This window comes from Caenimonas soli (assembly GCF_013155545.1).
In the GTDB taxonomy this organism is placed as follows: Bacteria; Pseudomonadota; Gammaproteobacteria; order Burkholderiales; family Burkholderiaceae_C; genus Ramlibacter; species Ramlibacter soli.
The window spans coordinates 31,296-57,023 of the sequence record NZ_JABJVV010000004.1; the positions used below are offsets into that span (position 1 = coordinate 31,296).

Annotated in this window: 28 protein-coding genes; 19 read left to right on the forward strand and 9 right to left on the reverse strand. The window is 66.4% G+C overall.

What is annotated here, in order from left to right:
- Positions 1-80: 80 nt before the first annotated feature.
- Positions 81-851: a 2-keto-4-pentenoate hydratase gene (locus HNE04_RS07105; RefSeq protein WP_172217837.1), complete on the reverse strand. Its 771-nt coding sequence runs from the start codon at positions 849-851 to the stop codon at positions 81-83.
- Positions 852-885: 34 nt separating this feature from the next.
- Complete coding sequence (locus HNE04_RS07110) at positions 886-1,323, reverse strand: OsmC family protein (protein ID WP_172217838.1); 438 nt, start codon at positions 1,321-1,323, stop codon at positions 886-888.
- 151 nt (positions 1,324-1,474) lie between these two features.
- On the opposite strand from HNE04_RS07110, the gene HNE04_RS07115 reads away from it, so the two are divergent.
- From HNE04_RS07115 to HNE04_RS07140, 6 genes are all read left to right on the forward strand, one after another.
- Complete coding sequence (locus HNE04_RS07115; protein ID WP_172217839.1) at positions 1,475-3,169, forward strand: long-chain fatty acid--CoA ligase; 1,695 nt, start codon at positions 1,475-1,477, stop codon at positions 3,167-3,169.
- 35 nt (positions 3,170-3,204) lie between these two features.
- Positions 3,205-4,200 carry a catalase family protein gene (locus HNE04_RS07120; RefSeq protein ID WP_172217840.1) on the forward strand — a complete coding sequence of 332 codons (996 nt, stop codon included), beginning with the start codon at positions 3,205-3,207 and terminating at the stop codon, positions 4,198-4,200.
- 84 nt (positions 4,201-4,284) lie between these two features.
- Entirely contained in the window at positions 4,285-5,799 is a 1,515-nt protein-coding gene (locus tag HNE04_RS07125; protein ID WP_172217841.1) for an ATPase domain-containing protein, read from the forward strand.
- Positions 5,799-7,490 (forward strand): ATP-binding protein, encoded by a 1,692-nt coding sequence (locus HNE04_RS07130; protein WP_172217842.1) that lies wholly within the window; start codon positions 5,799-5,801, stop codon positions 7,488-7,490. The genes HNE04_RS07125 and HNE04_RS07130 overlap by 1 nt, the downstream gene beginning before the upstream one ends.
- 50 nt (positions 7,491-7,540) lie before the next feature.
- A complete protein-coding gene (locus HNE04_RS07135; protein WP_172217843.1) occupies positions 7,541-8,230 on the forward strand; it encodes an SDR family NAD(P)-dependent oxidoreductase in 690 nt (229 codons plus the stop codon).
- Between the two features lie 2 nt (positions 8,231-8,232).
- Entirely contained in the window at positions 8,233-9,105 is an 873-nt protein-coding gene (locus HNE04_RS07140; protein WP_172217844.1) for an ion transporter, read from the forward strand.
- On the opposite strand, the gene HNE04_RS07145 is transcribed toward HNE04_RS07140, so the two are convergent.
- On the reverse strand, positions 9,102-10,421 hold the full coding sequence (locus HNE04_RS07145; RefSeq protein WP_172217845.1) for an NAD(P)/FAD-dependent oxidoreductase: 1,320 nt from the start codon (positions 10,419-10,421) through the stop codon (positions 9,102-9,104). The two genes, HNE04_RS07140 and HNE04_RS07145, sit on opposite strands and share 4 nt — an antisense overlap.
- A gap of 48 nt (positions 10,422-10,469) precedes the next feature.
- Between HNE04_RS07145 and HNE04_RS07150 the strand changes: the two genes are divergently transcribed.
- Positions 10,470-11,489 carry a methionine synthase gene (locus tag HNE04_RS07150; RefSeq protein ID WP_172217846.1) on the forward strand — a complete coding sequence of 340 codons (1,020 nt, stop codon included), beginning with the start codon at positions 10,470-10,472 and terminating at the stop codon, positions 11,487-11,489.
- Positions 11,489-12,637 carry a serine hydrolase domain-containing protein gene (locus HNE04_RS07155; RefSeq protein ID WP_172217847.1) on the forward strand — a complete coding sequence of 383 codons (1,149 nt, stop codon included), beginning with the start codon at positions 11,489-11,491 and terminating at the stop codon, positions 12,635-12,637. The genes HNE04_RS07150 and HNE04_RS07155 overlap by 1 nt, the downstream gene beginning before the upstream one ends.
- 73 nt (positions 12,638-12,710) lie before the next feature.
- Here HNE04_RS07155 and HNE04_RS07160 read toward each other — a convergent pair whose 3' ends face one another.
- Positions 12,711-13,337 (reverse strand): TetR/AcrR family transcriptional regulator, encoded by a 627-nt coding sequence (locus HNE04_RS07160; RefSeq protein ID WP_172217848.1) that lies wholly within the window; start codon positions 13,335-13,337, stop codon positions 12,711-12,713.
- 78 nt (positions 13,338-13,415) lie between these two features.
- Here HNE04_RS07160 and HNE04_RS07165 point away from each other — a divergent pair, with 78 nt between their 5' ends.
- The 4 genes from HNE04_RS07165 to HNE04_RS07180 all read left to right on the forward strand — a co-directional run bounded on the left by HNE04_RS07165 (position 13,416) and on the right by HNE04_RS07180 (position 16,162).
- The gene (locus HNE04_RS07165) at positions 13,416-14,510 is read left to right on the forward strand and encodes a DUF2855 family protein (RefSeq protein ID WP_172217849.1); all 1,095 of its coding nucleotides are present in this window, start codon (positions 13,416-13,418) and stop codon (positions 14,508-14,510) included.
- Between the two features lie 43 nt (positions 14,511-14,553).
- Positions 14,554-15,024: a cupin domain-containing protein gene (locus HNE04_RS07170; protein ID WP_172217850.1), complete on the forward strand. Its 471-nt coding sequence runs from the start codon at positions 14,554-14,556 to the stop codon at positions 15,022-15,024.
- 21 nt (positions 15,025-15,045) lie between these two features.
- Positions 15,046-15,492 carry a response regulator gene (locus HNE04_RS07175; protein ID WP_172217851.1) on the forward strand — a complete coding sequence of 149 codons (447 nt, stop codon included), beginning with the start codon at positions 15,046-15,048 and terminating at the stop codon, positions 15,490-15,492.
- A 127-nt stretch (positions 15,493-15,619) separates the two neighbouring features.
- The gene (locus HNE04_RS07180; protein WP_172217852.1) at positions 15,620-16,162 is read left to right on the forward strand and encodes a hypothetical protein; all 543 of its coding nucleotides are present in this window, start codon (positions 15,620-15,622) and stop codon (positions 16,160-16,162) included.
- Positions 16,163-16,169: 7 nt separating this feature from the next.
- Here HNE04_RS07180 and HNE04_RS07185 read toward each other — a convergent pair whose 3' ends face one another.
- Positions 16,170-17,207, reverse strand: a complete 1,038-nt coding sequence (locus HNE04_RS07185) for an NADP-dependent oxidoreductase (RefSeq protein ID WP_172217853.1) — start codon at positions 17,205-17,207, stop codon at positions 16,170-16,172.
- A gap of 239 nt (positions 17,208-17,446) precedes the next feature.
- Here HNE04_RS07185 and egtB point away from each other — a divergent pair, with 239 nt between their 5' ends.
- From egtB to HNE04_RS07210, 5 genes are read left to right on the forward strand one after another with little or no spacing between them, the layout of a single operon-like run.
- Positions 17,447-18,712 carry an ergothioneine biosynthesis protein EgtB gene (gene egtB, locus HNE04_RS07190; protein ID WP_172217854.1) on the forward strand — a complete coding sequence of 422 codons (1,266 nt, stop codon included), beginning with the start codon at positions 17,447-17,449 and terminating at the stop codon, positions 18,710-18,712.
- Entirely contained in the window at positions 18,706-19,701 is a 996-nt protein-coding gene (egtD, locus tag HNE04_RS07195; protein ID WP_172217855.1) for an L-histidine N(alpha)-methyltransferase, read from the forward strand. Before egtB ends, egtD begins: the two co-directional genes overlap by 7 nt.
- A 15-nt stretch (positions 19,702-19,716) precedes the next feature.
- Positions 19,717-19,998 (forward strand): DUF427 domain-containing protein, encoded by a 282-nt coding sequence (locus HNE04_RS07200; RefSeq protein WP_172217856.1) that lies wholly within the window; start codon positions 19,717-19,719, stop codon positions 19,996-19,998.
- A gap of 8 nt (positions 19,999-20,006) precedes the next feature.
- Positions 20,007-21,389 carry a mercuric reductase gene (locus HNE04_RS07205; RefSeq protein ID WP_172217857.1) on the forward strand — a complete coding sequence of 461 codons (1,383 nt, stop codon included), beginning with the start codon at positions 20,007-20,009 and terminating at the stop codon, positions 21,387-21,389.
- A gap of 33 nt (positions 21,390-21,422) precedes the next feature.
- Positions 21,423-22,160, forward strand: a complete 738-nt coding sequence (locus HNE04_RS07210) for a 2OG-Fe dioxygenase family protein (RefSeq protein ID WP_172217858.1) — start codon at positions 21,423-21,425, stop codon at positions 22,158-22,160.
- Here the strand turns inward: HNE04_RS07210 and HNE04_RS07215 are convergent.
- The 4 genes from HNE04_RS07215 to HNE04_RS07230 form a co-directional block, all read right to left on the reverse strand.
- Complete coding sequence (locus tag HNE04_RS07215) at positions 22,147-22,464, reverse strand: DUF883 family protein (RefSeq protein WP_172217859.1); 318 nt, start codon at positions 22,462-22,464, stop codon at positions 22,147-22,149. The genes HNE04_RS07210 and HNE04_RS07215 overlap by 14 nt on opposite strands.
- 71 nt (positions 22,465-22,535) lie before the next feature.
- Positions 22,536-23,288: an SDR family NAD(P)-dependent oxidoreductase gene (locus HNE04_RS07220; RefSeq protein ID WP_172217860.1), complete on the reverse strand. Its 753-nt coding sequence runs from the start codon at positions 23,286-23,288 to the stop codon at positions 22,536-22,538.
- A gap of 34 nt (positions 23,289-23,322) precedes the next feature.
- Entirely contained in the window at positions 23,323-23,946 is a 624-nt protein-coding gene (locus tag HNE04_RS07225) for a dioxygenase family protein (protein WP_172217861.1), read from the reverse strand.
- A 40-nt stretch (positions 23,947-23,986) separates the two neighbouring features.
- The gene (locus HNE04_RS07230) at positions 23,987-24,640 is read right to left on the reverse strand and encodes an RluA family pseudouridine synthase (protein WP_172217862.1); all 654 of its coding nucleotides are present in this window, start codon (positions 24,638-24,640) and stop codon (positions 23,987-23,989) included.
- Here HNE04_RS07230 and HNE04_RS07235 point away from each other — a divergent pair.
- Entirely contained in the window at positions 24,639-25,007 is a 369-nt protein-coding gene (locus HNE04_RS07235; RefSeq protein WP_172217863.1) for a DMT family protein, read from the forward strand. The two genes, HNE04_RS07230 and HNE04_RS07235, sit on opposite strands and share 2 nt — an antisense overlap.
- Before the next feature lie 69 nt (positions 25,008-25,076).
- Positions 25,077-25,724, forward strand: a complete 648-nt coding sequence (locus HNE04_RS07240; protein WP_172217864.1) for a DUF47 domain-containing protein — start codon at positions 25,077-25,079, stop codon at positions 25,722-25,724.
- Positions 25,725-25,728 lie beyond the last annotated feature (4 nt).

Genomic DNA, 25,728 nt, shown 5'->3' on the forward strand with positions numbered 1-25,728 from the left:
TACAAGACTTGCGCACCAAAATTGGTGATTTGCCACTGGCCGATGCACCAGCCTGGTTCGGTATGGCCCGCGAATGGGGACTAGAACTGCAGTTCGACCATTCCGATGCCGAACAGCTGCGCCTGCACGCGCGCGCCTTCGGGCGCGAACAGCAGCCCGGTGCAGGAACCCGTCGTGATGATTTGGCCGGCGCGCAGCGGATGTCCGCGTTGCGCGCAATGCCAGGCCAGCCATGCGAGCAGCCGCCAGATGTCCCCTGCGGGGTTGGCGCCACGGGTGCTGGCCACGGGCTGGCCGTCGAAGGCGAGATAGGCCTCCACGCTTCGCAGATCGAGGTCCCCGGGGCTCATCTGCGACGGCGCGCCGGCAATGAGCGCGCCGTGGCTTCGCAGGTCCGCCATCTGCGCCAGGGGCGGGCTCTCGCGCCAATCGGCCAGGCGGGTTTCGACCACTTCGATGACGGGAAGCACCGCGCCGACGGCATCACGCACTGCGGCCGTGTCGGGCTCGCCGGCTGTGGGAATCAGGTCTTTGCGCAATCGCACCGCCACCTCCACTTCGATACCGCGCATCCGCCAGGGCGGTCCCAGCAGCGCGGCGCCGCTGTCGAGCATGGCGGTGGCCGGCAGGGGCGCGCAGGCGGGCTCCAGCTTGGGGCTCTTGGCGCCGACCTTCCAGCCGCCGATCGTTCCGAGCACTGCCATCGTCGTGTCCTGCACGGCATAGGCACCAGCCGCATCAGGCGGCACTATCTCCGCGCAGGGAGCCGGCGCCGCGCCTTTGCGTGAAGCGAGCAGGCGCCGCGCGGCGGCGGCGGGGTCAAACTCGGGGACGGTCGTGGTCGGTGTCATCGACTGCCATCGTAACGGCGGCGATCGCCGACCGCTACGCGCGCAGTTTGGCGTCCAGCGTGATTTCGGGCACGGCAGCCAGCGACTTGGATACCGGGCAATTCTTCTTCGCGCCTTCGGCCAGTTCCTTGAACCGGGCTTCATCGATTCCCGGCACCGAGGCCTCCATGGTCAAGGCGATGCGGTCGATCTTGAAACCGTCGCCGTCCTTGGCCAGGCGCACCACTGCCGTGGTGTCGATCGATTTGGTGGCGATGCCTGCTTTTTCGCAGGAGACGGCAAAGAACATCGTGAAGCAGGCCGCATGCGCCGCGCCCAAGAGTTCTTCGGGGTTGGTGCCCTTGCGGTCGTCGCCGAAGCGGGCGTTGACGCCGTAGTCAAAGCCCTGCAGCGCGCCGGTTTCGGTGCTGACCTTGCCCTTGCCGGTCTTGCCGGCGCCGTCCCAATGGACGCTTGCTTTCTTCTCGATCATGGCGAACTCCTGTGAGGAAACGCGTTCAAGTCTGCGCAAGCTGCCGGTGGCGGTCTGTAGGACGCCGCCTCGTTGCTTGGCGTCACCAACGTGACGCGCCTTGGGGCCATCCCTGATGCGGTGCAGCATGGCCCCCGCTAGGCTGACCGCCATGCACCGTCCTCATCACAAGTTCTGGCCCAAGCGCCTGCCCCATGCCCTCAACCCGCCGGCGACCTCGCTCTGGGACAACCTGGAGATCAGCGCCCGCCGCTACCCCGACAAGGCCGCGCTGGTGTTTTTCGGCCGAGTGTTCAGCTATCGCGAACTCGTCGACAAGGCTCAGCGGCTCGCCGCCACGCTCAGCGCGCTGGGGCTGAAGAAGGGCGACCCGGTCATGCTCGACATGCAGAACTGCCCGCAACTGGTGATCGCGCATTTCGCGATCCTGCGCGCCAACGCGGTGGTGGTCCCCGTCAATCCGATGAACCGCGCGGAAGAGCTCAAGCACTACATCAACGATCCGGACGCCAAGGTCGCGATCACCACCGCCGACCTGGCGGCGGAGATCGCCAGGGCCAGCGATGCATTGCCGCCCCAGGAGCGCCTGGCCCACATGATCGTGAGCCACTTCACCGACGCGTTCGATCCCGGCGCGGCCGCGGGCGATGCCATGCCCGAGGCGTGGCGCGACTGGCTGCTCACCCGGCATCCGCTGCCTGCCCTGGCCGGCGGCGAGGTGATGAGCTGGGAGCAGGCGCTGGACAGCGAGGCGCCGCTACCGGCGCTGGAAGTGGGACCGGGCGACATGGCCGTGCTGCCCTACACCAGCGGCACCACCGGCCTGCCCAAGGGCTGCATGCACCTGCACAGCAGCATCATGCACAACGCCATGTCCAGCTGCGTCTGGGGCAACGGCACGGCCGAGAACGTGACGCTGCTGGTCGTGCCCATGTTCCACATCACGGGCATGGTCAGCGTGATGCACGCCAACATCTATGCGGGCGCCACGCTCGTGATCATGCCGCGCTGGGACCGCGAACTGGCCGGACGCCTGATCTCGCGCTGGAAGGTGACGACCTGGACCAACATCCCCACCATGGTGATCGACCTGCTGGCCAGCCCCAACTTCGACCAGTACGACCTGTCCAGCCTGGTCCACATCGGCGGCGGTGGAGCGGCCATGCCGCAAGCCGTCGCGCAGCGGCTGCTCGAGCAGTTCGGCCTGCGCTACGTCGAAGGCTATGGCTTGACGGAAACCGCGGCGCCCTCGCACAGCAATCCGCCGGATGATCCCAAGCAGCAATGCCTGGGTGTTCCATTCATGAGCTGCGATGCACGCGTGGTCGATCCCGAGACGCTCGAGGAGGTGGCCGTCGGCGAGCAGGGCGAGATTATCATGCACGGCCCCATGGTGTTCGCCGGCTACTGGAAGCGGCCTGAGGCAACCGCGGCGGCCTTCATCGAATTCGAGGGCAAGCGCTTTTTCCGCTCCGGCGACCTCGGCCGCGTCGACGAGGACGGCTACTTCTTCCTCACCGATCGCCTCAAACGCATGATCAACGCCTCGGGCTTCAAGGTCTGGCCCGCCGAGGTCGAGGCCCTGATGTTCCGGCACCCGGCCATCCAGGAGGCTTGCGTCATCTCCGCCAAGGACAGCTACCGCGGCGAAACCGTGAAAGCCGTGGTGGTGCTGCGCGCCAGCCACAAGGGGCAAGTCAGCGAGCAGGACATCGTGGATTGGTGCCGCGAGAACATGGCCGTGTACAAAGTGCCGCGCATCGTGCAGTTCGCCGACGCGCTGCCCAAGAGCGGCAGCGGAAAAGTGATGTGGCGCACCTTGCAGGAGCAGGAAAGCAAGGCGTAGACTGCACTCTCGAAGAGAAGAATATCGAGAGTCCCATGAGCAGGATCCCTGCGCCCAGCACCGGCTGGCGGGAAAAGATTGCCCCCGACGAGGAGCAGCGCTACGCCGGCTATGCCAGGCAGTTCGCGCAGATCCAGGCGCGCAAGTCCGCGCGTTGGGGCCCGGGGCGGACATTGCACCGCAAGCAGCTCACGGTCGCGCAGGGGGTACTCGAGGTGCTGGATGGCCTGCCCGGTTTCGCCCGGCATGGCTTGTTTGCCCAACCGCGCGACTACGACGTCTGGGTGCGGCTTTCCAATGGCGGCATGGATCGCGCGCCGGACAAGGCACCCGATATACGGGGCTTTTCCCTGCGGGTATTTGGCGTCCAAGGCGAGTCGGCTCTGGGCAACGGCCCGGCCAAGAGCCAGGATTTCACGCTCATCAACCAGGAGGCCTTTGCCTTTTCCGGCAGCGGCGAATTCGTCGATTTCGTCGCGGCCGCGTCGTATGGCAACAGGTCTCTGATCAAGTACCTTTTCAAGCGTTACGGCCTGCTGGGCACCCCGCGCCAATTGAGCAAGATGATCAAGGCGGCCGGCAAACCCTTTGGCGGCTTCGCCACCGAGCCGCTGTTCAGCGCGTTGCCCATGGCCAACGGCCCCTACGCCGTACGCGTGCGCCTGATGCCCGCTGCCTCGAACGGGGCGGCCGCGCCGGGCGCGCGTGAGGATTGGGCCCTGGATTTTTCGACCCGGCTGGCCCGCCAGCCGCTGCACTGGGACTTGCAACTCCAGTTTTTCGCCAGCGAGGAACTCACACCCATAGAGGACGCCTCGGTCAACTGGCCCACGCCCTACAGCACGGTGGCGCGGCTGATGTTGCCGCGGCAAGACACCACGGCGCCGGAAGGCCAGGCCCTGGCGCGGCAAGTGGAAGCCTCGGTGTTCGATCCCTGGCAGGCGTTGGCGGAGCACCGGCCCCTGGGTGACGTTCAGCGGGCGCGCAAGGTGGTCTATTTCGAGAGCCAGAAGGGCCGCGGCGCGGTCTGAGCCTTACTCATCTGTCGGAGACCGCCTACACGGCGTCTGGGGCTTTTCCCCTAGGATTGGCCGCGAGAGACGACGACAGAAGCGATGAGACAAAACACTCTACACAACACCATCCCCGACCAAAAAAGAGCGTCCACCGGTATTGTCGGGTTGGACGCCATCCTGGGCGGCGGACTGCCCTCCAACCACCTGTACCTCGTCGAAGGAACTCCGGGATCCGGCAAGACCACGCTGGGGCTCCAGTTCCTGCTGCGCGGCGTGGAAGAGGATCAGAAGGGCCTGTACATCACCCTGTCCGAGACCGCCTCCGAGCTCAGGACCGTGGCGGGGTCACACGGCTGGTCGCTCGACGGTGTGGAGCTGTTCGAACTGGTGACCGAGGAGGGCCTCAGTCCTGAAGCCGAGCAGTCGATCCTCCATCCCTCGGAGGTCGAGCTGGGCGAAACTACCCGCGGTGTCATTGCCGCGGTTGAACGCCTGAAGCCGACCCGGGTGGTTTTCGACAGCCTGTCCGAAATGCGGCTGCTGGCGCAAAACCCGCTGCGCTACCGACGCCAGGTGCTGGCGCTCAAGAGTTTCTTTGCGACACGGGGCTGTACGGTCCTGCTGCTCGACGACCGCAGCGCCGACCATGACGATCTTCAGCTGCACAGCATCGCCCACGGCGTCATCAGCCTGGAGCAGTCGGTGGACCAGTACGGCCCCGAACGCCGCCACCTGCGCGTCATCAAGATGCGGGGCATCAAGTACGGCGGCGGCGAACATGATTTCAACCTCGACACGGGCGGTCTGGCGGTGTTTCCGCGCCTGATCGCGGCAGATCATCGCGCCCACGTCGACCACTCGCTGGTCGGGACGGGGACGCCCGCGTTCGACAAACTGCTGGGCGGCGGGCTGGCCCGGGGCAGCAGTACGCTGTTCAGCGGGCCATCCGGGGTGGGCAAGACCACCACGGCCCTGGCGTGTGTGCGCGCCGCGCTGCATCGCGGCGAGAAGGCCGCCTTCTACCTGTTCGACGAGGGCCTGGGCACACTGCTGACGCGGTCCCGCGCGCTGGGCCTGGGCGTGGATTCTTTCCTGAAAGAGGGCCGGCTGGAGGTCCACACGCTGGATCCGGCCGAGGTGTCGCCGGGTGAATTCGCCGACATGGTCCGCAGCGCGGTCGAAGCCGGCGTGCAGACGGTCGTGATCGACAGCCTCAATGCATACCTCCAGGCCATGTCCGGCGACAAGCACCTGCTCTTGCAGATGCACGAGTTGCTCAGCTACCTGACGCAGCGGGGCGTGGTGACTTTGCTGATCCTCGCGCAGCATGGCGTACTGGGGGAGGTCCGCAGCGATGTGGACCTGAGCTACCTCAGCGATTCCATCGTGCTGTTCCGGTTCTTCGAGGCGCGTGGCAGCCTGCTGAAAGCGGTCTCCGTGGTCAAAAGCCGCACCAGCGACCACGAGCTGACGATCCGCGAGTTCCGCCTCGGCAAACAGGGCATCGAGGTCGGGGAGGCCTTGGTCGATTTCGAGGGCGTGCTGACGGGCGTCGCGTCGTACAGGGGGGCAATTCCGCTGCTCGGCGACGCTGATGCGGCGGGGCGCCCCTGATGGAGCTGCGAGTACTCATCCACGCTCCTCGCGGCCGCGACGCAGCCGTGGTCAAGGGCGTGCTGGAACCCCAACACGTGGTCGAGGTCTGCGGCGAGAGCGCGCAACTTGCGGCTTGCCTGGACGAGGGCGCTGCTGCCGCGATCCTCACCGAGGAGGCGTTGGCCAGTGAAGGCCTGGCCCGGACGCTGGCAGCCTGGCTGGGGCGCCAGCCCTCTTGGTCCGATTTCCCCTTCATCGTGCTGGCGACCAAGCAGCCGGGCCGACGCTCGGCCCAGGCGATCGCACTGTTGCACAGCCTGGGCAACGTCATCCTGCTGGAACGCCCGCTCAACGCCGAAACCCTGGCCAGCGCCGCCGACGCCGCCGTGAGGGCGCGCAAGCGCCAGTACGCCACGCGCCAGCATCTGGAAGAGATAGGAAGCACCCGCAACGAGATGGAGCTGCTGAACAGCGAGCTGGAGGCGCGCATCCTCGATCGCACCCGCGAACTGGCCAGCGCCAACGACCGGCTGATGAAGGAGATAGCAGAGCGCGAGAAGGCCCAGGCGGCACTTACCCAGGGCCAGAAGATGGAAGCGATAGGCCGCCTCACGGGCGGGATCGCCCATGACTTCAACAACCTGCTGCACGTGGTCAACATGAACCTGGAGCTGATCTCGCTCTATGCCAAGGAAGAGAAGGTCAAGCCGGTGGTGGACCGCGCCAAAAGCGCCGCCAAGCGCGGTGCCAAGCTCACCGGCCAGCTGCTTTCGTTTGCGCGCAGCCAGTCCCTGTTGCCCAAGCTGACCCATGTGAACGCACTGCTGGTGGGCATGAAAGACCTGCTCGAGATTTCGGCCGGGCCCGGCATCACGGTAGAGCTGGAATTGTGCGACCAGCGCGCTGCCGTGGTTGTCGATCCGAGCCAGCTGGAGATGGCCGTGCTGAACCTGGCGGTCAACTCGCGCGACGCGATGTCCGAAGGCGGCGTCCTCAAGATCAGCATCTGCACCGAATCGCGGACACAGGACGAAGCGCAGCTCAAGCGCGGCGATTACGTGGTGGTTTCGGTGAGCGACACGGGCAAAGGCATTCCCGCCGCGCTGCTGAGCAAGGTGTTCGATCCCTTCTTCACCACCAAGCCGATGGGCAGCGGTACCGGGCTCGGCCTGAGCCAGGTCTATGGGTTCGCGCGGCAGTCCGGGGGCCTAGCCTTCATCCGCAGCGAGCAGGGGCGCGGCACCACAGTGGATATGTACTTTCCCGCGGCCCCAGCCAATGCTCAGGGTGCGAGCGATCCGCCGCCCGCGCCGGCATTGCCTGCTGTGGTCAAGTCGCGCCAGATCCTCGTGGTCGAGGACGACCCCGATGTTCGCAGAGTCATCTGCGAATGCCTGGGGCTGATCGGCTATTCCGTCGCCGAAGCGGCCAACGGCGCCGAGGGACTGGCGGCGATCGCCATCAACAAGCCCGACCTGCTGGTGGTCGACTACGCCATGCCCGACATGACCGGCGCAGAGGTGATCTCCAAGGCCCGCGAAATGGTGGGAGACCTGCCCGCGATACTGGCCACCGGCTATGCCGACATGGCAGCGGTGGAGCGGCTCGCCGGCAAGCCCGCCATCCTGCGCAAGCCCTTCGACATCAACTCGCTGGGGGCCGCCGTCGCCTTCGCGCTGGAAGGCGTGCCGGAGCACGAAGGCGTCTGAGTGGCATTTCGCAGGCACGGGGCTTGCCCTGATGGAGACAAGGAGAATCCATGACAACAAAAATTGAGTCCCTTGCTCGTCAAGTCGTCGTCCTCACCGGCGCTTCAAACGCAGTCGGTCTGTGCACCGCCCAGTTGGCGGCGCAGCAGGGCGCCAGGCTGGTGCTCGTCGCGCGCCGCATCCAGGTACTGGACAGCTTGATGGCGGCCATCGGCGCAGCCGGCGGCCAGGCCATCCATGTGGCCGCAGATGTTGCGGTCCGCGAGCAGGTCGTGGCAGCCGCACACGCCGCGGTCAAGCACTTCGGCCGCCTGGACGCCTGGATCAACAACGCGGGGGTTTCCATCTACGGCCGCCTCGACGGCGTGAGCGAGGCCGACAGCCGGCATCTGTTCGAGATCAACTTCTGGGGCGTGGTGAACGGGTCGCTGGCCGCCTTGCCGCATCTGATTTCGACGGGTGGCTCCTTGGTTAACGTCGGCGCCGAGATCTCGCAAGGATCGGGTCCGCTGCAGGGCATGTATGCCAGTTCCAAGCAGGCCGTCAAAGGCTTCACGGACGCGCTGCGAGCGGAGGTTCAGGAAATGGACGGGGCACCGGTGACCATCTCGTTGGTTCAGCCGGATGGCCGGGATCCGCAGCAGACCGCCGAAGCCATCCTCGGCGCTGCAGCCAAGGGCCCGCAAGCGCGCGCGAGCGCGAAGCAGAAGTACATGGCGGCCATTGATTCGAATGACTGAAGATGACGACGCAAGACGAATTGGGGCGCCCGGCGGGCGGCTGGCGGCTGCGGCTCTACCGGGTCATCTATGAGTCCGATACCCACGCGGGCAGGCTGTTCGACCAGCTCATCGTGGCAGCCATCGTCATCAGCGTGGCGGTGGTCATGGCCGACAGCGTGCAGGTCTGGCACGCCCGCCACAGCACCACGTTCACGTCGGTGGAATGGTTCTTCACCGCCCTGTTCACGGTGGAGTACCTGGCCCGGCTGGTGAGCGTGGACCGGCCGCTGCGCTACGCGCGCAGCTTCTTCGGCATCGTCGACCTGGTCGCCGTGCTGCCCACCTACCTGGCGCTGATCTTCCCCGAGCTGCATGCGCTGATCGATGTGCGGGTGCTGCGCCTGCTGCGCATCTTCAGGATCTTTCGGCTCACCGAGTACGTGGCCGACTACCAGGTGATGATCGAAGCGCTGGTGGCCAGCCGCCGCAAGATCCTGGTGTTCCTGTCGGCGGTGATCATGGTGGCGCTGATCCTCGGCACCTTGCTGTATGTGGTCGAGGGCCCGGAGCATGGTTTTACCGACATTCCCACCGCGATGTACTGGGCCGTCACCACCATCACCACCGTGGGCTTTGGCGACATCACGCCCAAGACCGACATCGGGCGCCTGATCGCCTCGGTGATCATGCTGATCGGCTGGGGCACGCTGGCGGTGCCCACCGGCATCGTGACGGCCGAGATGACGGTTCGCCGCCATGCCCGGCCGCTGTTGGTGCGGCGCGCCTGCACGAAATGCAGTGCCGAGGGCTACGGGCCGGAAGCGAATTTCTGCCAGCAGTGCGGAACCCAGCTGCCCGACATGCCGTCTTTGGTGGCGAGGCCGCCGCCCTAAGCCGGCTCGATATCGGTGACGACGCGCGCGTAGCGCTGCTTGCTCCAGTACGCCGAAGCCCAGTCGATCAGCACCACGATGCGGTTGCGAAATCCGATCAGGAAGTAGATGTGCGCGAACAGCCAGAACAGCCACGCGAAATAGCCGCTGAACTTGAAGTGGCCCACCGGCGAGGCCAGGTCCACCACGGCGGCGTTGCGGCCGATGGTGGCCAGATTGCCGTAGTCGCGGTAGTGGAAAGGCTGCGTGGCCTGGCCCGCCAGGCGCCGCAGGATGTTGGCCGCGGCCGCGCGGCCCATCTGCTTGGCGCCGGGCGAAACGCCGGGCACGTCGCGTGGGGCATGGCCTTTCAGGTAGCTCTTGGCCGCCGCCAGGTCGCCGATCACGCTGATCTCCGGGTGGCCGGGCAGGCTGAGGTCCGGCTCCACGGCCACACGCCCGGCCCGGTCGGTCGCCACGCCCAGTGCCTGCGCCAGCTGCCGGCCCAGGGGTGAAGCCGCGACGCCGGCCGCCCAGACGACGCAACGGGTGGCTAGGATGTAGTTGTCACCGCCGGCGCCCGGCTTGACTTCGACGCTGCCGCCATCGATGCCGGTCACGCGGGCATCCAGGCGCACTTCCACGCCCAGCTTTTCCAGTTGCTCTCTGGCCCGCTGGCTCAGGTCCTCGGGCATGGCCTGCAGTATGCGCGAGCCGCCTTCCAGCAGCAGGATGCGCGCACTGGCCGGGTCGATGCGCCGGAACTCGCCGGGCAATGTGTGGCGGGCGATCTCGGCCAGCGTGCCGGCCATTTCCACGCCGGTGGGCCCGCCACCGATCACCACGAAGGTTAGCCACGCGGTGCGACGTTCAGCGTCCGGTTCTTTCTCGGCCGCTTCGAATGCGAGCAGGATGCGGCGGCGGATTTCGAAGGCGTCGTCCAGTGTTTTCAATCCTGGAGCGAACGGGGCCCAGTCGTCCCGCCCGAAATAACTGTGGGTGGCGCCGGCGGCGACGATCAGGTGGTCGTAAGGCAGGGAAGGCCCATCCTTGAGCTGGACATGGCGCGTGCCGGTATCGATGGCGATCACTTCTCCCAGCAGCGTTGTCACGTTGGACTGCTTGCGGAAGAGGTAGCGCACCGGCGCCGCGATGGCGGGGGCGGACAGGCCGGCGGTGGCCACCTGGTAGAGCAAGGGCTGGAACAGGTGGTGGTTGGTCTTGTCCACCACGGTGATGTCAACCTGCGCATCAGACAGGGCGCGGGCCGCCTCCAGGCCGCCAAAGCCACAGCCGACGATGACGATGCGGGTTTTCTTGTTGTCTGTTGAGGGCATGGGTTCATTATGCGAGGAAGGCACAATGAAGGCTCCCAAGGAGAGTCCATGTTCCCCACCTCCATCGCGGGCAGCCTGCCCAAGCCGGCCTGGCTGGCCGAAACCCACAAGCTCTGGCCGCAGTGGAAGGCCCAGGGCGACGAGTTGCGCCAGGCCAAGGCCGACGCCACGCTGCTGTGGATCAAGGCCCAGGAAGATGCGGGCCTGGACATCGTGGGCGACGGCGAGCAGTCGCGCCAGCATTTCGTGCATGGCTTCCTCGAACAGGTGGATGGCATCGACTTCGAGCACAAGGTGAAGATGGGCATCCGCGACAACCGCTACGACGCCATGGTGCCGCAGGTCGTCGCGCCGCTGAAGCTCAAGGGACGGGTGCACGCGTTCGAGGCGCAACTGGCGCGCGCCCACACCCAGCGCAAGCTCAAGTTCACGCTGCCCGGGCCCATGACCATCGTCGACACCGTGGCCGATCGCTTCTACGGCGACAGGGTAGAGATGGCGTTCGCGTTCGCGGAACTGCTGAACCAGGAAGCCTTGGCCTTGCAGGCCGACGGCGTGGACATCATCCAGTTCGACGAACCGGCCTTCAACGTTTACATGAAGGAGGCGGCGGACTGGGGCGTTAAGGCCCTGGAGCGTGCGGCGCAGGGCCTGACCTGCACCACCGCCGTCCACATCTGCTACGGCTACGGCATCCAGGCCAATGTGGACTGGAAGAAGACGCTGGGCGAGGAGTGGCGGCAGTACGAGCAGATATTTCCCGCACTGGCTGCCAGCAGCATCCGGCAGGTGAGCCTGGAGTGCTACCACTCGCATGTGCCGCCGCATCTGATGAAGTTGCTGGAAGGCAAGGATGTGATGGTGGGCGTGATCGACGTGGCCAGCGACGAGATCGAGACGCCGGAGCAGGTCGCGGACACCATCGGGACGGCCCTGCAATTCGTCGCGAAGCACCGGCTGTTTCCCTGCACCAACTGCGGGCTGGCGCCGATGGACCGGGACGTGGCCATGAAGAAGCTGCAGGCACTGGCGCAAGGCGCCGAGCTGGCCCGCCGGAGGTACGGCTGATGGCCAGCTTGAACCGCCGGGCGATGGCGCGGCTGCGCAGCACATTGCAATCGCATATCGACAGCGGCCGCATCCCCGGCGCTATCGCGGTGGTGGCGCTGGGCGGGCACGTCGAGCTGTTCGAAGCGCTGGGCCGGCGGGACGCGGCGGCGGGCGCGCCCATGAAGGACGACGCGATCTTCCGCATCTATTCCATGACCAAGCCCATCGTTTCGCTGGCGGCGCTGATGCTGGCGGAAGAGGGGCGCCTGCCGCTGGGCGATCCGGTTGCGAAGTACCTTCCGGAGTTTGCCGGCCAGCAGGTCGCGGTGGAAGAGGGCGATAAGCTGCGGCTGGAGCCCGCCCGCCGCGAGGCCACGGTGCACGACCTGCTGCGGCACACGGCGGGAATGACCTATGAGTTCCTGGGCAGCAGTGCCGTCCAGCGCCAGTACGGCTCCGTGGACATCGTCAACCGGTCGCGCACCAATGCGGAATTCTGCAAGGTGCTGGCTGCCTTGCCGCTGGCCCATCACCCGGGCAGCCGCTGGCACTACAGCCGTGCCACGGATGTGTTGGGCGCGCTGCTCGAGGTGGCGGCGGGGCAGCCGCTGGGCACGCTGCTGCGCGAGCGCGTCCTGCAGCCGCTGGGCATGAACGACACTGGCTTTTCCGTGCCCCAGGAGCAGCGGCACCGCATCGCCGAGCCCTTCGCCAACGATCCCGACAGCGGCGAGCCCGTCGTCATGATGAATGCGCGCGAGGTGCCGGCGTTCGAGTCCGGCGGGGGTGGCCTGCTATCGACCGCCGGCGATTACGTGCGCTTCCTGCGGTTCATGCGCAATCGGGGAACGATCGAGGGCACGCGCCTGGTTTCGCGCAAGACCATCGAATGGATGACATCCGACCACCTGGGCGTCATCCCGACCGAAGGCGACCTGCTGCTGCCGGGTTATGGCTTTGGCCTGGGTTTCGCGGTGCGCACGCATGCCGGGCTGGCGCCGCAGCCGGGTTCGGTGGGCCAGTACTTCTGGAGCGGCATCGGCGGCACCTCGTTCTTCGTCGATCCGGCCGAGGACCTGTTCGCCATGCTGCTGACGCAGGCGCCGAACCAGCGCATCTTCTTTCGCAACCTGTTCAGGCATTTGGTCTACGCGGCGCTGGACTAGAAGTCTGCGCGATTGTTGATGGCGCAGACCTCGCGGCAAAGGCGTGTCCGGGCAGGCCGCGGCGCGAGGACTCCTACCTCTCAATGAGCCCGCAGCACATCCGCTCCATCTGCGCCGCCCATAGCCGGGCCTGCGCTTCGTCCAGCTCCAGCAACAGCGCATAGCGCCGTCCGCCCCACACGGCAAGGTGCAGCGCACGCACAGTTTCCGCCGAAGGCCGTTGCGGCAGGTCGGCGCAAGCGTCGAACACCTGCTGCCATGCGCCCTCCAGTTCCTCCTGCACCCGCCGGTGATGCTTGGGCTGCGCCATCTGCGCCTCCAGCGCCAGCATCTGCGGATGGAACCAGGTCAGCTCGGGCGCATCGACGCCGCACATCAAACGGACCAGCTGGTGCAGGCGTTGCTGCCATGACAGCCCCTTGGGCTGCACCGCTTCGCGCTCGACGGCCATCAGCAGCACTTCGACGCTGTGGCGCACGTAGCCCGACAGCAGCGCCAGCTTGTTGGGGAAGTAGTCGTAAAGCGTGCCGACCGATATGCCGGTCTCCAGCGCCACCGAGCGGGTGGTCAGGCGCTCCCAGCCGTCGCGCTGCCAAATCCGAACAAATGCGTCGTAGATGGCCTGCACCGTGAACTTGGCCCGCGCCTGCGACGGACGTTTCAGGGGCTTGACCCCGGTGGACGGGGCGACCTTGCTCATGGCCGGTTTCCGAACCCGCGCAAGGCGGCGCGGCCATACAGTAGCTGCAGACCCACCGGATACGCAAAGGACATCACCATGACCGAGCTCACACGCCTGTTGACCGACAAGAGCGCATTGAATCACACCCGTATCGACGCAACGCCGCTGGCGCCGGCGGCCGAGGGCGAGGCGCTGCTCCAGATCCGCCGCGTGGCGGTGACCACCAACAACATCACCTACGCCGCATTCGGCGACGCGATGCAGTACTGGAATTTCTTCCCCAGCGGCCAGGACGGCTGGGGCCACATGCCGGTATGGGGCTTCGCCGACGTCGTGGCCTCCACCGTGCCGGGCGTGGAAGTGGGCGAGCGCTTCTACGGCTACTTCCCCATCGCCAGCCATCTGCGCATGAAGCCGGTGCGCGTGACCGAACGCGGCTTCTACGACGGCGCCGAGCACCGGCTCGCGCTCACCTCGGCCTACAACCAGTACACCCGGGTCACGGCAGACCCGGCCTATCGCGCTGCCGACGAGAACTACCAGATGCTGGTGCGGCCGCTGTTCATCACTTCCTTCATGCTGGCCGACTTCCTGCAGGACAACGCGTTCTTCGGCGCCAGGCGGCTGGTGGTTTCCAGCGCCTCGAGCAAGACGGCGTACGGCACCGCGTTCTGCCTGGAAGGGCTGGCTGGCGTGGAACTGGTTGCGCTCACCTCGGCCGGCAACAAGGCCTTCGTCGAAGGCCTGGGCTGCTATCACCGGGCCGTGGCCTACGACGAACTGCACACCATCGACGCCGACCTGCCGACCCTGTACGTCGATTTTTCCGGCGACGAGGACCTGCGCGCCAGGATCCACCATCACTTCGGAGCGGCGCTGGTGTACGACTGCTTCGCGGGCTCGGCGCAGAACACCAACTTCCTGCGCGATACCGGCTTGCCGGGGCCGGAGCCCAAGTTCTACTTTGCGCCGGTGCAGATCCGAAAGCGCAACGCCGACTGGGGCCACGCCGAAGTGAACCGAAAGTTCAACGAAGCCCAGCTGGCCTTCATTCGCCGCATCGGCGACAGCCGCAAGCCCTGGATGGCCGTGCGGGAGCACGCGGGTTTCGAAGCCGCCCAGGGTTTGATCGCCGATCTGCACGCCGGCCGGATCGACCCCTCGGCGGGGCATGTGGTGGTGCTGAGCTGACCGGGATAGTGACAGCGGGCTGGCACAGTGCTAGTCTGCGCCCATGGATTCTCACGACCACTGGAAGCACGACGGTGTGAGGGTGATCCCGGGCAACCAGCTCGATCCCAACACCGCCCAAACCCCCGGCATGGACCGGAAGGCGGCGATCAACTTCGCGCGCGTCGGGGCGCAAAAACTCTGGGTCGGCACGGTGACGATCCACGCCGACGCCAAGACCGGCGCGCACCATCACGGCCACCTGGAGAGCGTGATCTACGTCGTCAAGGGGCGCGCCCGCATGCGATGGGGCGACCACCTCGAATTCACGGCCGAAGCCGGGCCCGGCGACTTCATCTACGTGCCGCCGTATGTGCCGCATCAGGAAATCAACGCCAGCCCCAGCGAGACGCTGGAGTGCGTGGTGTGCCGCAGCGACGGCGAGGCGGTGGCGGTCAACCTGGACATCGAACCGGTGGAAAAACCGGAGCAGGTGCTGTGGATCGACCCCACCCATCCCAAAGGTGGTGTGTAAGATGGCGTCACAGGAATTACTGTGACCGATATTGCGATACTTGTCGTCGAAGACAACCCAGACCACCGCGAACTCACCGTTCTCGCACTGCGCGAGTGCTGTGACCCTGCGCGCATTGCGACGGCTTCCGACGGGACCGACGCGCTGGACTTCTTGTTCGGACGGGGCATCCACGATGGCCGGGACACGCGCAAGCAACCGCGGCTGGTCATCCTGGATATGAAGCTCACGCGATTGCATGGGCTGGATGTACTCAAGGCCATGCGTGCCCATGCTCTGACGCAATCCGTTCCGGTGGTCATGTTGTCCTCGTCCACGGAAAAGCCCGAGCTCGACAGTTGCTACGAGGCAGGCGCCAACAGCGTGGTGCGCAAGAGCCTGGACTACGACGAACTGCGCCGCAAGATGCGCCAGGTCTACGATTTCTGGGTGACCGTGAACGAAGCCAACCGCAACTCACGGGTCTGAGCCCGAGCGCGTTTGTGGCTCATCAGTAACAGGTGCTGTGGGACGATTCCTACAGTAAGGTCAGCAATTGCCCCTTACCCATCTCCGTATCCTTCGTTAAAACGGAAGGAGCAAAGGAGTCTGTGGCATGGACACTGACAAGGATACGGCCGCGCCGGCGGCCGAGCGGCCCGAGAGCGCCGACGAGGCGCCCCACGGGCCGGACCCTCGCGTGCGATGGCGCCGCGAAACACTCGTTCCCACGCTTGCCGTTGCCGTAGTGGCAGTCACCGCCGTCATCACTTCGGTGATGGTGCAACGCAATGGTTCGTCGTCCGCGGAACAGGTCGCGGATACGTCCGTCAGCGACAAGAGCGTCGTCACGGCGCCGCCCTTGAAGCCCGCGCCGCCGGTCGCGGCCAAGGCGAGCCCGCAAGGCGCGGAAAGCCGGCCTGCCTCTCACGCGATGGGCGCGAGCGCCGCCTGCCGAAACTGCGGGGTGGTGCAGATGGTCGTGGCCGTGCACGACTACGGCCAGCCCAAGCCAAGCAGCTACCAGATGCACATCCGCATGGACGATGGCACCACGCGCACCGTTGAGCAGCGCGGCGCGCTGGCCGCGGGCTCACGCGTGATGGTCGAGGGAAAATCGGTCCGGGTGCTGGCCGCACCGTTACCCGGCCAGAGTTGACCCGCGTTCAGTCCTGTGCGACTTGCAGGACCAGCTTGCCGAAGTTCTCGCCGGTGAACAGCTTCATCAGCGCCTCGGGGAATGTCTCGAGGCCCTGGACGACGTCTTCCTTGCTTTTCATGCGGCCGTCCTTCAGGTAGCCCGCCAGCTCGGCCACGGCGATGGGGAAGCGCTCGGCATAGTCGAACACCACCATGCCTTCCATGCGCGCGCGGTTCACCAGCAGCGACAGATAGTTCTTGGGGCCCTGGATGGGCGTGGTGTTGTTGTACTGGCTGATGGCGCCGCAAATGATGATGCGCGCGCCCCGGCCGATGCGGGCCAGCACGTCGTCCAGGATCTCGCCGCCCACGTTGTCGAAATAGATGTCCACGCCCTTGGGGCAATGTTGCTTCAGGTCGGCCTTGACGTTTCCGGCCTTGTAGTCGATGCAGGCGTCGAAACCCAGCTCACTGACGACCCAGTCGCACTTGGCGCGGCCGCCGGCGATGCCCACCACGCGGCAACCCTTGATCTTGGCCAGCTGGCCCACGGTCTGGCCCACGGCGCCGGCGGCGCCCGAAACCACCACGGTGTCGCCGGGCCGGGGCTGGCCCACGTCCAGCAGGCCGAAGTAGCCCGTCATGCCGGGCATGCCCAGCACATTGAGCCACTGCGTGATGCTGCCCATCCGCGGATCGATCTTGAACATGCCGTTGCGCTTGATCTGGTCTTCGGCTAGAGCCAAGTACTCCTGGATGCCCAGCCCTGCCGAGACCAGGTCCCCCACGGCGTACTGGGGGTTCTGCGAGGCGATGACCTTGCCGATGCCACCAGCACGCATCACTTCACCGATGCCCACCGGCGGGATGTAGCTCTTGGCATCGTTCATCCAGCCGCGCATGGCCGGATCCAGGGACAGCGCCAACGTCTTGACCAGTACGCCGCCGGCTGCGGGCTCGGCCACCGGCTCGGTGGTGAAGGACCAGTCCTCGCGCGTCGGCGTTCCTGTCGGGCGCTTGGCCAGGCGGACTTGATGGTTGGTGAGGGTGGTGATCGCGCTCATGGTGTCTCCGGAAGGGTCGGGCTGGAAAATGAGGCATGGTAGCGGCCGGGGCCGATCCCTCCGGTAGCGCAAGTGACAGGAATCCCGGCAGTGGCGTCTATCCGCAAGGTTGTGTAAGCGTTTTTTTCTGTCAGGAGGGCGGACGGGGCGGACAGGAAAGATTCACGGGCTTGTGCTGTAATAAATCCGGAGGGGTTCACGACTGATGTGCTGAGGCACGCCACACAGGAGGCTTTCGCATGCCCGCGTTCCCGTCATCATCCGCCCGCAGCTATTTGCCGGCCACATCCTGCCGTACGGACCTGGGCCTGCGCTATGCGCAGGTGCGCGCGCATAGCCTGGCGTTGGCGGAGCCGCTCTCCGCCGAAGACCAGTGCGTGCAATCCATGCCCGACGCCAGCCCCACCAAGTGGCACCTGGCCCATACCAGCTGGTTCTTCGAGGCCGTGGTGCTGGCGCCCAACTTGCCGGGCTACCAGCCCTTCGACCCGCGTTTTTCACACCTGTTCAACTCCTATTACGAGTCGCTGGGGCCGCGCCACCCGCGGCCGCAACGCGGGCTGCTGACCCGGCCGGACTTGCCCGAAGTTCTTGCGTATCGCGCGCATGTCGATTCCGCCATACAGCGCCTGATCGGCGACGCGGGCGAAGCCTGGGAGGCTGCCGCGCCGCTGGTCGAACTGGGGTTGAACCACGAAGAGCAGCACCAGGAACTGATCCTCACCGACGTCCTGCATGCGCTGTCGTGCAACCCACTGTTGCCCGCGTACCAGCCGGCTCACGCACCTGGGCTGCGGCTGGCAACCGCCGCTTCGGCGTCCCGCTGGATCGACATGCCGGGCGGAACCGTGGAGGTGGGCCATGGCGGCGAGGGTTTTGCCTTCGATAACGAAACGCCGCGCCACCCCGTGCTGCTGGCACCGTATCGCATCGCCGACCGGCTGGTGACTTGCGGCGAGTATGCGCAGTTCATCGCCGATGGCGGCTATGAGCGGCCGGCGCTGTGGCTGTCCGACGGCTGGGCTGCCGTGCAGGCGGGCGGATGGCAAGCGCCTTTGTACTGGATCTCGCCCAATGACCCGCGGGCGCCGGCAGCGCACTGGCAGGTCTTCGGCCTGCATGGCGTGCGACCCATGGATCCGGCCGGGCCCGTGAGCCAGCTGAGCTTCTACGAAGCGGCAGCCTATGCCGAGTGGGCGGGCGGGCGCCTTCCGACGGAGTTCGAGTGGGAAGCGGCCGTCCATGCACCTGGCATCACGCAGATGGCCGGCCATGTGTGGCAGTGGACGCGCTCTTCCTACGATCCCTATCCCGGCTTTCGCCCCTGGGCCGGTGCGGTGGCCGAGTACAACGGCAAGTTCATGGTGGGGCAGATCGTCCTGCGGGGCGGCAGCGCCGCGACGCCTGCGGGCCACACGCGGCCGAGCTACCGCAACTTCTTTCCGCCGGCAGCGCGCTGGCAGTTCTCCGGCTTGCGGCTGGCCAGGGACGCAGGCCCATGCTGACGCGCGACCTGATCAGCGTCGAAGCGGGGAGCGACCCCGCAGACAGCCGGCCCCCGGACCAGGCCCCCAGCGAGTTCGCCTGCGACCTCACGGCGGCGTTGGCCTCGCGCCCGCGCAGCATCTCGCCCAAGTACTTCTACGATGCCGTGGGCTCGCAGCTGTTCGACCGCATCTGCGAGCTACCCGAGTACTACCCGACCCGGACCGAACTGCGCATCCTCGAAAGCAACGCGCGCGAGATCGCCGCGCAGATGGGGCCGCATGCCGAGATCGTCGAGTTCGGGGCGGGTTCGCTGCGCAAAGTGCGGCTACTGCTCGACGCAATGAAGCAGCCGGCGCGCTATTTGCCGATCGACATCTCGGCGGAGCATCTGTCGCTATCGGTGGTCGCGCTGCAGCGCGACTATCCCGGCCTGCAGGTCCAGCCCGTGATCGCGGACTACACCCAGCGCCTGCGCCTGCCGGCGCCGCTGCCGGGCGCGGGACGGCGGGTGGGTTTTTTCCCGGGATCGACGATCGGCAACTTCACGCCTGGCGAGGCGCTGCATTTCCTGCGGGCGGCGGGGCAGGAGCTGCGCGGCGGCGCGTTGCTGCTGGGCGCGGACCTGGTGAAGGATCCCGCCGTGCTGCATGCCGCCTATAACGATGCGCAAGGCGTGACGGCTGCCTTCAACCTCAACCTGCTGGCGCGCGCCAATCGCGAACTGGGCACGCGCTTCGTGCTGGAGCAGTTCGACCACAGCGCCTTCTACAACGCTCCCCTGCAGCGCATAGAAATGCATCTGGTCAGCCGCTTGCGCCAGACCGTAGCTTTCGGTGGCGCCAGCTACGAGTTCGACGAAGGCGAAGCCCTGCACACCGAGAACTCGTACAAGTTCACCATCGCGGGGCTGCATGCGCTGGCGCAGCGCGCGGGCTTCAGGCCGGGACCGGTATGGACGGACCCGGACAGGCTTTTCAGCGTGCACTGGCTGCACGCACCCGACTAGAAAGTAGAAAGACCGATGAAAGCAACCTGGAACGGCACCGTGATAGCCCAAAGCGACGACACCGTCGTGGTGGAAGGCAATCACTATTTCCCCGCCGCGTCCCTCAACCGCGACTACGTCAGTTTCAGCAATCACCACACCAGTTGCGCCTGGAAGGGCAGGGCGAGCTACTACTCGCTGATGATCAACGGCGAGATGAACACCGACGCCGTCTGGTACTACCCCGACCCGAAGCCGGAAGCCGAAATGGTCAAGGACCGCGTGGCCTTCTGGAAGGGCGTGAAGATCGAGCCGTAGGAGTTCCCATGAGCAGCAAGCCGATAGAAGTCGACGCAGCCATCGTCGGCTCGGGACAGGCCGCGCCCGCGCTGGCCGTGGCGTTGGCCAAGCGCGGCGAACGCGTTGCGCTGATCGAGGGGGACCAGCTCGGCGGCTGCTGCGTCAATGTGGGCTGCACACCGACCAAGACCTTGCGCAAGAGCGCCCGCGTCGCCCACCTGGCGCGCCGCGCCGCGGAATTCGGCGTGCTGGTCGGCAAGGTCGAGGTCGACTTCGCCGCGGCGATGAACCGCATGCAGGAGCGCGTGGATGCAGCCCGCGGCGGCCTCGAGAGCTGGCTCGCCGGTGAGCGCAACGTGACGGTGCTGCGAGCCTGGGCTTCGTTTGCCGGCCGCAGCGCGGATGGGTTCGATTTGATGGCCGGCGCGCAATCGGTGCATGCCCGCCGGGTGTACCTCAACACGGGCACCCGCGCGGCTATCCCGCCGATCCCGGGACTGGAAGGCGTTCCGTACCTGGACAACGTCAGCCTGCTCGCATTGCGCAGCCGGCCCGCGCACCTGATTGTCATCGGCGGTAGCTACATCGGCCTGGAGATGGGCCAGATTTTCAGGCGGCTGGGCAGCGAGGTGACCGTGGTCGAACCCGGCCCGCGCGTCGCGAGCCGTGAGGACCCGGAAGTTTCCGCCAGCATTGCGTCCTTCCTGGGCGAAGAGGGCGTCACCGTCCTGACGGGAGAACCGGTGGCTCGCGTCGAGCGGTCAACGCAGGGCGTGGTGGTGCAATTGGCCAGCCGCCGGGTAGAGGGCTCGCATCTGCTGATGGCGACCGGGCGGCTGCCCAACACCGAGCGGCTGAACCTGGCCGCGGTGGGCGTGGAGAAGGACGCGCGGGGTTTCGTTCCGACCAACGGCCGGCTGGAAACCAATGTGCCGGGCATCTGGGCCTTGGGCGACATCAACAAGCGCGGCGCCTTCACCCACACGAGTTATCACGACCATGAGATCGTGTTGGCCAATCACGACGGCGGCACCCGTTCGGCAGATGACCGCGTCATGGCCTATGCCATGTTCACCGACCCGCCGCTGGGTCGCGTCGGACTGTCCGAGACCGAGGCACGTGCTTCCGGCAGGCGCATCCTGATGGCGCAGTTCAAGATGAAGGATGTCAGCCGCGCAAAAGAAGAGAGCGAGACCCATGGCCTCGTCAAGCTGCTGGTGGACGCCGACACGGAGCGTTTCGTGGGCGCCTCCATCCTGGGCATCAACGGCGACGAGATCATCCAGGTCATCAGCAACTTCATGGCTGCGGGGGCAAGCTGGCACGCGATGAAGGAAGCGCTTCCCATCCACCCCACGGTGGCCGAATTCCTGCCGACCATCCTGGGCAAGCTCAAGCCCCTGGCCTGAGCCCGCCCCAGGGGCCCTTGGTATGCTTGGGCCATGATTCTTGCCCCGGCCCTTACGTCCTCTCTGCAACTGCCGGCCGTGCTGCGCGGCCAAGGCTACGCCGTCCTGGCGCCGCAGGCGGTTTGCGCGCTGGCCGGGTGCAAGATCGAGGACTTGATGGCTCTGCGTCCCAGCTGGGACGACCTCGTGCCCGACGCTTACCTGAAGGACGGCGGGCACTATCGCCGGCGCCGTCACTCCTGTTTTGTGGTCGAGGGCAAGGAAGTCGCGCAGGCGCCGCACCGCGCGCATTGGCAGCCGGTGGAGTACAACGCCTTGCATGGCGGCATGGAGCGCTGGTTCGAGCCGATGGAGCCGGCTGTCGTGCAGTCACCGGCCTGGCAGCAATTGCTGCGGGCCCTGGGCCGGGTGAGCGGCGACCTGAAGGGCGAGCGGCCGTGGTACGTCGAGGCGCACCAGTTCCGCATCGACACCGAGGGCGGCATTGGCCGGCCCACCCCTGAGGGTGCGCACCGCGACGGCGTCGACCTGGTGGGCGTGTTCCTGGTCGGGCGCGAAAGCATCAAGGGCGGCGAGACGCGCGTGTTCGAGGCCGACGGTCCGGCGGGCCAGCGATTCACCCTGACCGAGCCGTGGAGCCTGTTGCTGCTCGATGACGAGCGGGTGATCCACGAAACCACACCGATCCAGCCCACAGCCGCGCACGGGCAGCGCGACACGCTGGTGCTGACCTATCGCGCTGGCGGCTTCCAGGGTGCTAGCGGCGGCTGACCAGCAGGCCCAGCACGAACCCGAGCCCGGCTGCGGCGCCGATGGCGGGCCAGGGGTTCTCGTGCACGTACATGTCGGCCGCCCTGCCGGCGTCCTTGGCCCCCACCATTGCCGCGTCTTGCAGCCTGGCGAGGTCGGCCTTGGCCTGTTCCATGCGGGCCTGCATGCGCAGGCGCATCTCGGTCGCCTTGTCGCCGGCCTGTCCGGCAGTGAGCCTGAGCAGTTCCTCGGCATCGGCGATCACCAGCTTGAGATCGGTCATCAACTTTTCCCTGGGAGCAGTGCGGGTGGTGACTTCGGGCATGGGGACCTCCTTTGTTGGCTGCACCAAATGGTAGCGCCTAACCAGGCTCCGTAGGGCCCGAAAATCGCAGATCAGCCGCGAACGTCGGCCACCGGGTTGCTGCCGAAATCCGGCCGTGCCAGGAACGCCAGCACGTTCGCCGCTGCCTGCGCGGGCGAGGCGAGGGCCCCCTTGTCCTTCAAGCCGGTGAAGTTGCCCCTGTCCGGGAACTGGCTGGCGTCGGCGCTTCGCAGCTGGACTTGCATGTCGGTGTCGATCACGCCCGGCGCGAGCGAGCAGAGCCTGGCCCCGTTGGGCCGGTCCGCCTCTTCCAGCGCGACACAGCGGGTGAAATGATCCATGCCCGCCTTGGCGGCGCAATAGGGTGCTTGCGAAGCCATCGCGCGGCGGCCCAGTCCCGAGGAAATGTTGAGGACCTTGCGCGCCGCGCTCCACGATTGCGTGGCGCGCAGGAACGCGGACGTCAGCAGTAGCGGCGCTTCCAGATCGACCCGCATTGCATCGGCGAGATCCTGGGCGGGGATCGCCGCGAGCGGGGCGATGCGCGGCAACATGCCGGCGTTGTTGATCAGCGTGACCGAGGCGAAGGCGTCGGCGTCCTGTGCTGCCAGCCAGGCCTCCAGTTTCGCCGCAGCCGCGTCGGCGTGCGTCAGATCCTGCGGCCATTGCTCGCAACGGCGCCCGGCGGCCGAAGCGCGCAGGCCCAGGGCGTCGTTGTGCTTGCGCGAAATGCACAACAGGTCGTGGCCGGCGGTGATCAGTTGCTCGGCCATGGCGAGGCCCATGCCGCGCGAGGCGCCGGTAAGAATGGTGAGGTGTCTCATGCCGCCATCGTAGCGGCAGTGCCGGGCTTGCTGCTCAAGTCGCCAGCACGATGGGGAAGTTGGCGCGCAAACCGTCACCGCCCTGCTGGAACGGCACCGTCAGCGCCGCGCGGGCCTCCGGCCTCAGGTTGCGCCACAGGAAGTCGCGCTCGTTGTGCGGATCGCCCGCCACGTACAACTGGGTCGTCAACAGCTCGCGCGATGCCAGCTTGACCTTCACGTGGATGTGCGGCGTGCGACTGCTGTAGGCGACCGGTCGTATGGTGCGGAAACGATACTGGCCGTCAGCGCCCACGGTCACGCGGCCAAAGCCCTGGAAAGCGGGGTCGGCCCGGCCGCCGTCGCCGGGATGGTGGTAGTGCCCGGCCTCGTCGCATTGCCAGATCTCGACCACGGCGCCGGCAACGGGCTTGCCCTGCAGGTCAACGACCCGGCCTTCCACCCACGCAGGCTGGCCGCGGCCGTAGTCCAGCGTGCCGTTGCGCAGCAAATCGAAATCCGAGTCCTTGGGCAGGCTCACCGGATAGAACGGTCCTTCGGTCTGCGAAGGTGTCGGCTGCCGGGCCGTGGCCGGCTGGGCTCGAAGCCCTTTCCACACGACCGGCAAGGCAACCAGGGCGGCGGCGACCTTGCGCCGGTTTGGCAGGGTAGATGACATGGTGTTCAGACCGGATGCGGGAATCCAAGTTCCGTCCCGTTCAGAAAGGCGCCGGGCTGGTGAAGGCCATCGGCGCGCCGGTGACCGGATGGGTGAATCGCAGTTCGGTCGCGTGCAGCAACAGCCGAGGTGCCAGCGCCTGGACCTCGGGCGGCGCGTACAGCGTATCGCCCAGGATGGGGTGACCCAGGGCTTGGAGGTGCACCCGCAGCTGGTGCGATCGCCCCGTCAGGGGCTCGAGCTCGACCCGCGTGACATCCGCTTGCGCCTCGTACGCGAGGACCCGCCAGCGCGTCTGGCTCGGCTTGCCGCGCTCCGGCTCGATGATGCGGCGCGGCCGGTTGGGCCAGTCGGCCGCGATGGGCAGGTCGATCATGGCCCATGGGTCCGCCGGCAGGGACCTGCCCAGCCGGCCGGCCAGCACGGCCACGTAGCGCTTGCCCACCTGGCGCGCCGCGAAGGCGTCGCCCAGGGCGCGCTGGGTCGGGCCGCCCCGCGCCATCAGCCACAGGCCCGAAGTAGCCATGTCCAGGCGGTGCACGACCAGCGCATCGGGAAAGGCCCGCTGGACACGGAGGGAAAGGCAATCCTGCTTGTCCGCGCCGCGCCCCGGAACGCAAAGCAGACCGGCCGGTTTGTCCAGCACCAGCAAATGCTCATCCGCATAGATTGGTTCTTCGGATAATCGCTGCATGACCGCGCTTCAATCCCTTCCGTTTTCGCTGCAGACGATCTTGCTGCTGGCGGCTTCCAATGTGTTCATGACGATGGCCTGGTACGGGCACCTCAAGAACCTGGCCACGTCGCCCTGGTACTTCGCAGCCCTCGCGAGCTGGGGCATCGCCCTGGCCGAATACCTGCTCCAGGTACCGGCCAACCGCATCGGCTTTCGCGAGGCCGGCTTTTCCGTGGGACAACTCAAGATCATGCAGGAAGTCATCACCCTCGCCGTCTTCGTTCCGTTTGCGGTGTTCTACCTGAAAGAGCCCTTCAAGCTGGATTACCTGTGGGCGGCGCTGTGCATGGTGGGCGCGGTGTATTTCATATTCCGCAATGCCTGAGGTATCCCCGATTGCGGTGGCAGTTACACTCGCCGCAGTCAAAGTACCGTCATAACAACAGGAGCCAGAATGCTGTTTGGCAAGCTGCTGCCGCGCGAAGGCAATTTCTTCGAGATGTTCAACCAGCACGCCGACAGGATCGTGGAGGCGGCGCGCGCCTTCTCCCATCTGGTGGCCAATTACAACGACCTGCACCTGCGCGAGCAGTACAACCGCGACGTGGACAACGCGGAGAAGGCGGCCGATCGCGTCACCCACGAGGTGAACCGGTTGATCCACAAGACCTTCATCACGCCGATCGACCGGGACCAGATCCACAAGCTGATCAACACCATGGACGACGTCGCCGACCTGATCCAGGATTCGGCCGAAACCATGGCCTTGTACGACGTGCGCCACATGACCGAGGAAATCACGCGCCTCACGGACCTGAGCGTCAAATGCTGCGACCGGGTCAAGGAAGCCGTGTACATGATTGGCAAGCTGGCGGATCCCGCCACGGCCGAGGCCGCGCTCAAGACCTGCGAGGAGATCGACAAGCTCGAGTCGGATGCCGACCGGGTGATGCGCGCCGCCATGAGCAAGCTATTCCGGGAAGAGCCCGACGTGCGCGAGGTCATCAAGCTCAAGGCGATCTACGAGCTGCTCGAGACCATCACCGACAAGTGCGAGGATGTGGCCAACGTGATCGAGGGCATCGTCCTCGAGCATTCCTGAAGCC